This is a genomic window from Mesorhizobium sp. M7A.F.Ca.CA.002.04.1.1 (genome assembly GCF_004022805.1).
Taxonomy (GTDB): Bacteria; Pseudomonadota; Alphaproteobacteria; order Rhizobiales; family Rhizobiaceae; genus Mesorhizobium; species Mesorhizobium ciceri.
Genome location: NZ_RZPL01000275.1, coordinates 1 through 6,735 on the forward strand (window position 1 = coordinate 1; position 6,735 = coordinate 6,735).

Genomic DNA, 6,735 nt, shown 5'->3' on the forward strand with positions numbered 1-6,735 from the left:
TCCTATTCCCTCACCCCATCCCCGTGACATGGCGCAGCCAGAACGCCAGCGCGATGAAACCGATGATGGTGGTGACGCCGGTCCAGTCGACATTGGCCTTCTTCACGTCGCTGATGATCTTCACCAGCAGCATCCAGGCCACGAAGATGATCGGGAGAATGATGACAAATCTGATCATGCGACACCCCTGCTCGAAGCGATTGCACCCTTCCCTAGATGTAGGAAGCAATCCGGCGGTTTTCAGGATGCCCTCGCCGATGGCCCATGCGGCATGCCGGGAAAAAACGGAGTTTTGTCTTTACTGGCTCAACAAATATGCTAACCGGAGCGCCGTGCCCTTGTAGCTCAGCTGGTAGAGCAGCGGTTTTGTAAACCGAAGGTCGGCGGTTCGATTCCGTCCGGGAGCACCAGCACAATGCAAAAACCATAACATTTTCAAAAGCTTAGAAAACAAGGTTCGGGTTCGATCCACCGCTTATCCACCTGGAATTTTTCATTTGCCAACGCGAGTATCCGCCCAGAGCATCACCGTATCCGGATCATCCTCTTCGTCCTCCTCCGGCTCGTAAGGTTCCGGCGCCACCAGCAAATCGATTCGCCTAAGGTCAGTCCCTCCCATTGGCGCATCGAGCGAGAGCGTTTTGAAGGTGTCATATTTGTGGATAGTGTGCTTGGTGCTAGGTTGCCAAATATTCAGCCTGGCTCAGATTTGGGAATATTGGGGGGACGTCACTTTGATCCGCATTTTGGTCGCACTCGCCGCCGCAATTTGCTTCGCGTCTTCGGCGGCTTCGGCAGGACAGGACAATATCCACTTCCTGGTCGGGATGCCCGATGCCAAGTTAAATTTGGCCGCTAAAATGGCAGGTAACCTCAACGGCGTTATGCAAAGGTGCCGGCTGAGGCCTACAGAGAATGGAAAAGCTATCATTGCTGTCCCTGTGCTTTTGTACGAGGGGATAGAAAAACACCTGACGCCTAATCCTCCTAAGTTCCGGAAGGCCATTCACACCTATGAAAGAGCTTACGCCATGGCGGTCCAGAGAGCGGGAAATTGCCAGGCTGAGAAGGCCAAATACCCGGGACTTTACCGATAGATGGCTGCGAAGGGACCCGGACATTGGGCGAGTCACCGCCCTGCGCGCCGCCGCCTAACTATGGCGTCGACGGCATCCTTCCTGATTGCTGCGGATTGAGCCGTCCGGTATACCCATCGGCATTCTTCACGAACACAGCTGCAAGCCTGATCCGTGCGGCAGCGGCTTCATTGAAGATCAGAACGGCACCCCTTCCACGCTCCGCACTTGAATTTCTCGATAATGCCCGCATCGAAGCCTGACGCGGAAGTATTGAGCTCTTCGAGGGATGCCTGCTTGCACCGGCCATCCCGATACCTATTTCGCCGAATTCAGGCGCAGCAACTTAGCCTACGGGTGTGACTTCCTAGCTATATACAAAGTTGCAGGCTCATCGATATAAAGCGATTGGCGATTTTGATGGGGATTTCATGAAAGCTTTTTTGCTCGCTTCATTCGTTGCGCTTTCCGCGGCTCCGGCCATGGCTGCCGATATGACGATCGCTCCTGTCGATACCCCTGAATGGACCTGGCAAGGGCCATACGCCGGCGTGTTCGGTGCCGGAACGTTGGAACACTACAAGATCTATGGACCGGGCGCCCAGGCTGGCGCAACGCATAATGTCGGCTCGGCAACGGTCGGCGGCTTTGCAGGCTATAACCTCCAATCCGGCAAGATTGTCTATGGCGTCGAAGGCGAGCTTGGCTACCGCTTCAAGAAGAACACCTTCGACGATATTCCAGGCCCAGGCGTCCTTGACGCCTCCACAGGTTTGTTCGGATCCGTAAAGGGTCGCGTTGGCATGGACATGGGAGCCTACATGCCGTTCGTCACGGCTGGTGTAACCGCTGCAAAGCTGAAGACATTCTACCCGGGTGGAAACGCTGAGCGGGATGCCACCTTGGTCGGTGGTGTTGTTGGAGCAGGCATCGACGTCGCGCTCACACACAACGTGTTCTTGCGCGGCGAATACGACTTCTCCTTCTTCGGCAAGAAGTCGCTTGAATATTGTGGCGGCGGATGCACGCTGGAACACACGCTTCAGACGCACGATTTCCGCGTCGGCATCGCGATGAAGTTCTAACTGTTCAGCGCGTCTCCGACTTTGACGCCCCCCGCGGGAATGGCAAGACCAAGGTCCAGCTTGTGAATGGCATTCCGCGGGCGCAATGTCGCCGCGAACCCGACGGCTAGGGGCCTGGATCGCAAATAGTTTGCCGTTCAGGCCCTTCGTTCGTTCCGGACCATGCCCATCTGCGCGCCATCCCTTCGTACCAAACCGTACGTTGAATCCTTCTTGGGTCACGCGTGACAAGAGAGTAAATAAATCCTTTCGCAGGAAGGGAGGCCGCGATGGCAGAAACGCATATAGAAGTCGCACGCGCGGTTATAGAAACCAGCTTTCGGTTGCGGCACCATTCCCTGGCCGGCACTGCCTCATTTCGCCGTGATATGGACCACTCCCGACGCGCAATCGAGGCCTCGCGCGAACTGCTCAAGCGCCTTCGCCAACGTCATCGCGATGACATGGCCCGGGAGGGAGATCCGGAGCCAGGTCCTGTTGCCGTCTCGGCCTTCGATGCCGACATTCTCCGCTCGGCGTTTCGAAACCTGGTCAGGGAAACAGGCGTTCCCGAGTGTGAATGGCGCCACCTGGCTGAAAGCTTGGTCCGCGAATATGTCGGGTGCGAGCAGGTTAACGTTGGCTTGTTGGACTGGATTACCCACAAGTAGTCAGCGGTATAAATTGCGTACCAACGCAAAGCAGCCCGTCCCGCCCACATTGCCGGTGACACGAAACGGGCTGCGGAAGCCCGCATGCGACGCTTCCTGCAATCCAACTTCGGGCGAGTACGGATGTTCCGTTAGTTTCTGCTGAAAGGCGGTACATTCTGCTGCCGTGGCCATTCGACAGTCACTGGTAGGGTAGACCCGCCGCTCCATTTGCGAAGCGACGGGCTCTCGCCCACCCCATACCTGTGAAAGCAATTTAGATGCCAAACTTTTGACCCGTTATGGGGCACAACCGTCGCCTTGCCAGTCGGTCGGTCGCCCTCTCGTCGCTCTGCCTCGACATTGATAACCATGTACATCATGCCGGCTCGTTGGCTGCGATCACAAATTGTCGGATTCGTACGAAGCAGAGTTCTGTACGATTCCAACCCTGTAACTTTGTACACCCCTGTTTTGTAATTCGGCGGCTGAGGGGACGCCGTGCATCAGGTTGCATTTCACTGTCAATCGCGCGCCAGAGGGCGTATATTTTTTAAATCGTCTGCACGTGTCTACGGGCGCAGACGGCAGGGAGATTGGAAAGCTCTTGCCCCAAGCGGGATTGAGCTATGACCAATCCAGAGAACGATTCCTACAGAAACCAATTGTTGCGCAGGCTTGACCCTGGTGACCTGGGGCTTTTGCAGCCACACCTTGAACTGTGTGACCTCGAGCCGAAAATGACCTTAGAGAAAGCCGATTCGGAGATCGAGACGGTGTACTTCCTGGAGGACGGCATCGCTTCTGTGGTCGCGACGGCTTCAGGTAAGGAAGCCGAGGTGGGCCTTGTCGGCTTTGAGGGAATGACCGGTGCCGCGCTCGTGATGGGCGCTGACTATGCAGCGCATCAATGCTACGTTCAGTCGGCCGGCAGCGCTTTCAGGATGGGAACCGAGCCCTTCAAGGAGGCTCTTGCGAACAGCCCAACGTTGCGCCTTTTCCTGTTGCGCTATGTCCACTACTTCCACATCCAGACCAGCTATACGGCCCTGATCAACGCAAAATCAAACCTTGAAGAGCGGTTGGCGCGCTGGCTTCTAATGTGTGACGATCGGGTCCACGGCGAGCGCCTTGCGATCACCCATGAGTTTCTCGCCGTCATGCTTGGAGCAAGACGCCCAGGCGTTACCGTTGGGCTGCAAGTTCTGGAAGGACGTGGTTTCATCTATTCTCGACGTGGCGAAGTGCACATCAGGGACCGCAGCGGACTTGCGGCCTGCGCAAACGGCACCTACGGCAAGCCAGAAGCCGATTACGTTCGGCTAGTTGGATTATAGCGCTCCAAGCATGCCGGACGTAGGCCGCGGTGATCCAAGCACCTGCGCCTCGCGCCAGCAATACAGCCCGTCCCGCCCACATTGCCGGTGACACGAAACGGCTGCGGAAGCCGCGATCCGATGCGATTGCAATCCAACCCTGGGCGCGCACGGATGTCCCGCAAGCTTCATATCCCGTGCGTCAGCACAAGATAAATAGCGGGGACGAGCATCAACCAGCCGCTCAGTCCAAGAACCACCAAGATGGCCATGCGCTCTGTTCGCCTGACAAGGTCGGCAATGTTTTCTTTGTCCGGCAAAGCGACGGAGGCCACAAACCCGGGCGCACGATCATCGTTGCCATTTCCCGGTTGGTTCGCGCTGCCACTCTCATTCGATCTCTGGACCAATGTCATTGTGATCGTTCACCGAAAAGAATCTAAACCGGCCCGTTCTCGGCGCGTGAGCCGGAACGGGCCGAGGCGGGAAATCAGTTAAAATCGAAGGACGACCGAAGGACCACGTCGGCGGTTGCACCGGATGCGACGGCGACCATGCCGCCAATAACTGCGGCAAACCCGTCTCCAGCCCCGCCGGCGGCGGTGGGGACGGTAGTGCCAGTCCCGATGATAGACTTGCTGCACTTCTGCCTGTGCGTCTTCTTCAAAGGTCTCTGTTTGTGGCGTCTCAAGTTCATCGAGGATGCCGTGTCCGGCCCCTGGAACACCCGCCATTGCGTCAGTTGGGCGGACAGCGCTTGCAAGGGCCGCTGCCCCGGCAACGCCAAACATTGCAGTCAAGAAGGATCGCCGATCCATAATAAACCTCCCAAGGTACATGTGCTAGAAATGCGCCCACGCCTGCCGAATGAGCATGCATGGGCGCACGGTGAAATACAGGACCCGCCCGCCGCCGAAGCAGCTCACGGGTCCTATCAGCGCAGGAAGGGACGTAGCTGCGCCGATCCACGCCATGTCAGCCAAGAACGACCCCCATCACCAGGAAGGTGATGGCTGTTGCGAAAATCGGTGCGAGCAACCATCGCGCCTGGCCGACACTTTTTTCCACTGTTTCTCTCCGAATTGGAGAGACAACAACCTTTAGGCCTAAGCCGTTCCGCCTACTCCCAACGGGTAAGACCATTGCGTTTTCCAACCAGACTTTGGTCCTGCGCGGATTCAGACAGAGGCCCGTATGAGGAACGTTTGGCCTGGCGACGTGTTCGGGTGGCTGGCGCCCAGCCGATCGTGCTGCCGCCAGGTTACAAGAGGAGAAAAACAAATGAGGATGCACCTAAGCAGCGCCGCTGCGGCGCTCTTGCTGTTGGCCAGCGTCGGCGCGGTTGCGGCACAGGATGTGGTTATCACACCGGAACAGGACACCGTCGTGCGCGAATACGTGAAGAAGCAACCCTTGGCTTCTGTGAAGCTTCCGGGGGTGGAGTTGAATGTCGGCACGGCTCTGCCAGACACGGTCGAACTCCACGAGGTTCCCAACGTCAAATACCGCTATACGGTGGTCGACAACCGAACGGTTTTGGTGGACCCGAGCACACGCAAGATTGTGAAAGTCTACGACTGAAACTTCGAACCGGCCAGGCCCGCCGGCAGGGATGCCGGCGGGTTGCGCTCGTCAAATCGCCACTCAATCGGACAAATGAAAATGATGAACCCTGAAGTCGAGACGTCGCAAGCGCTCGTGGCGCGCCTGGTTGATCTCCAGGCGAGAGCGCGGGCAGCACGTATAAATGAGGCCGAAATAAAGACCTTCCAAAAGGTCGCAGCCGTCACGGATGATGGTCGAGGTCGGTCGGCTCAGGATCTGGCCGTTCCAGGTTCGATGGCGACATAGTGGTGCACGAGGTCACACCCCAATCGCCGCCACAAGAATTCGGTTCTGCCCGCGGATCGCCGCGCGCAGTTCCAACATTCCAAGTTGTGCCTTCTTCTACGACGCGCCAGCAACCTGGGTGGATGCCCCAACCCTGGTGAAGGTGTTCCGCACCCTGACGGACTTGTAGACGTAGGCGACCCAGAGCCCTATCAGCACAAACGAGACTATGTGCGTCGCAAGCGCCTCGCCAGTGACCACTTGCCGAACCGAAACCCCGATCGCGGTGGAGACCCAGATCGCGTCCAGTATGACCGCCACCGGGATTGCGAGCCATTGGATGAGAAACAACTGCTTGAACCGAAGGCTCCGCCTCAGCATGGCAACGAGCACCACAAGCTGAAGCACCATGAATGCCAGCAGCAGGGCAACCTCGCCATAGACCACCATGGGTCCATTCGGCACCAGCATGAGCTGGTTGTCGCCATCGCTGGAGGCCCCCAATTCGGCGAGTGTGCGCAGCGGTGACAATGCCTGACCGATAGCCAGCAGCATCAGCCAGCCGCCGAAGCCCACAAGAGCCTCAGGATTCTGCGACGGCTTCGCGGCCGATCGAACAGCAAAGAAAACAGGCACGCCGATCAACAGCAGCATGATCGCCCAATGCCAGATGGAAAACGCCCCCATTTACGCCTCCCCTTTTTATGCTCCCTTAAGTTGTACCAGGCTTTAAATTCAACTCAAGAGGCGAGCGCTGGTGTGAAATGACAATATGCCGAACCGACGATTTTCTCCTGTC

At 57.4% G+C, this 6,735-nt stretch carries 7 protein-coding genes and 1 tRNA gene; 6 read left to right on the plus strand and 2 right to left on the minus strand.

Going from position 1 to position 6,735, the window contains the following annotated elements; genetic code table 11:
• Positions 1 to 10: 10 nt before the first annotated feature.
• Positions 11 to 178 (minus strand): hypothetical protein, encoded by a 168-nt coding sequence (locus ENZ75_RS16005; RefSeq protein WP_013531392.1) that lies wholly within the window; start codon positions 176 to 178, stop codon positions 11 to 13.
• A gap of 162 nt (positions 179 to 340) precedes the next feature.
• On the opposite strand from ENZ75_RS16005, the gene ENZ75_RS16010 reads away from it, so the two are divergent.
• From ENZ75_RS16010 to ENZ75_RS16045, 6 genes are all read left to right on the plus strand, one after another.
• Positions 341 to 410: transfer RNA gene (locus ENZ75_RS16010), tRNA-Thr, on the plus strand.
• A 324-nt stretch (positions 411 to 734) separates the two neighbouring features.
• Entirely contained in the window at positions 735 to 1,097 is a 363-nt protein-coding gene (locus ENZ75_RS34335) for a hypothetical protein (RefSeq protein ID WP_164745866.1), read from the plus strand.
• Between the two features lie 410 nt (positions 1,098 to 1,507).
• Positions 1,508 to 2,161, plus strand: a complete 654-nt coding sequence (locus ENZ75_RS16020) for an outer membrane beta-barrel protein (RefSeq protein ID WP_013531390.1) — start codon at positions 1,508 to 1,510, stop codon at positions 2,159 to 2,161.
• 269 nt (positions 2,162 to 2,430) lie between these two features.
• Positions 2,431 to 2,811, plus strand: coding sequence for a hypothetical protein (locus tag ENZ75_RS16025; protein ID WP_013531389.1), 381 nt, complete (start codon positions 2,431 to 2,433; stop codon positions 2,809 to 2,811).
• Between the two features lie 608 nt (positions 2,812 to 3,419).
• Positions 3,420 to 4,127: a Crp/Fnr family transcriptional regulator gene (locus tag ENZ75_RS16030; RefSeq protein ID WP_063168079.1), complete on the plus strand. Its 708-nt coding sequence runs from the start codon at positions 3,420 to 3,422 to the stop codon at positions 4,125 to 4,127.
• Between the two features lie 1,260 nt (positions 4,128 to 5,387).
• On the plus strand, positions 5,388 to 5,687 hold the full coding sequence (locus tag ENZ75_RS16045; RefSeq protein ID WP_013531386.1) for a DUF1236 domain-containing protein: 300 nt from the start codon (positions 5,388 to 5,390) through the stop codon (positions 5,685 to 5,687).
• A 366-nt stretch (positions 5,688 to 6,053) separates the two neighbouring features.
• Here ENZ75_RS16045 and ENZ75_RS16055 read toward each other — a convergent pair whose 3' ends face one another.
• Positions 6,054 to 6,623 (minus strand): DUF2569 family protein, encoded by a 570-nt coding sequence (locus ENZ75_RS16055; protein ID WP_063168081.1) that lies wholly within the window; start codon positions 6,621 to 6,623, stop codon positions 6,054 to 6,056.
• Between the last annotated feature and the right edge of the window lie 112 nt (positions 6,624 to 6,735).

Excerpts from the sequence above, each read along its gene's own strand:
- ENZ75_RS16020 (WP_013531390.1), top strand. The coding sequence starts at position 1,508 with ATGAAAGCTTTTTTGCTCGCTTCATTCGTTGCGCTTTCCGCGGCTCCG.
- ENZ75_RS16005 (WP_013531392.1), bottom strand. The coding sequence starts at position 178 with ATGATCAGATTTGTCATCATTCTCCCGATCATCTTCGTGGCCTGGATG.
- ENZ75_RS16025 (WP_013531389.1), top strand. The coding sequence starts at position 2,431 with ATGGCAGAAACGCATATAGAAGTCGCACGCGCGGTTATAGAAACCAGC.
- ENZ75_RS16030 (WP_063168079.1), top strand. The coding sequence starts at position 3,420 with ATGACCAATCCAGAGAACGATTCCTACAGAAACCAATTGTTGCGCAGG.
- ENZ75_RS16055 (WP_063168081.1), bottom strand. The coding sequence starts at position 6,623 with ATGGGGGCGTTTTCCATCTGGCATTGGGCGATCATGCTGCTGTTGATC.
- ENZ75_RS16045 (WP_013531386.1), top strand. The coding sequence starts at position 5,388 with ATGAGGATGCACCTAAGCAGCGCCGCTGCGGCGCTCTTGCTGTTGGCC.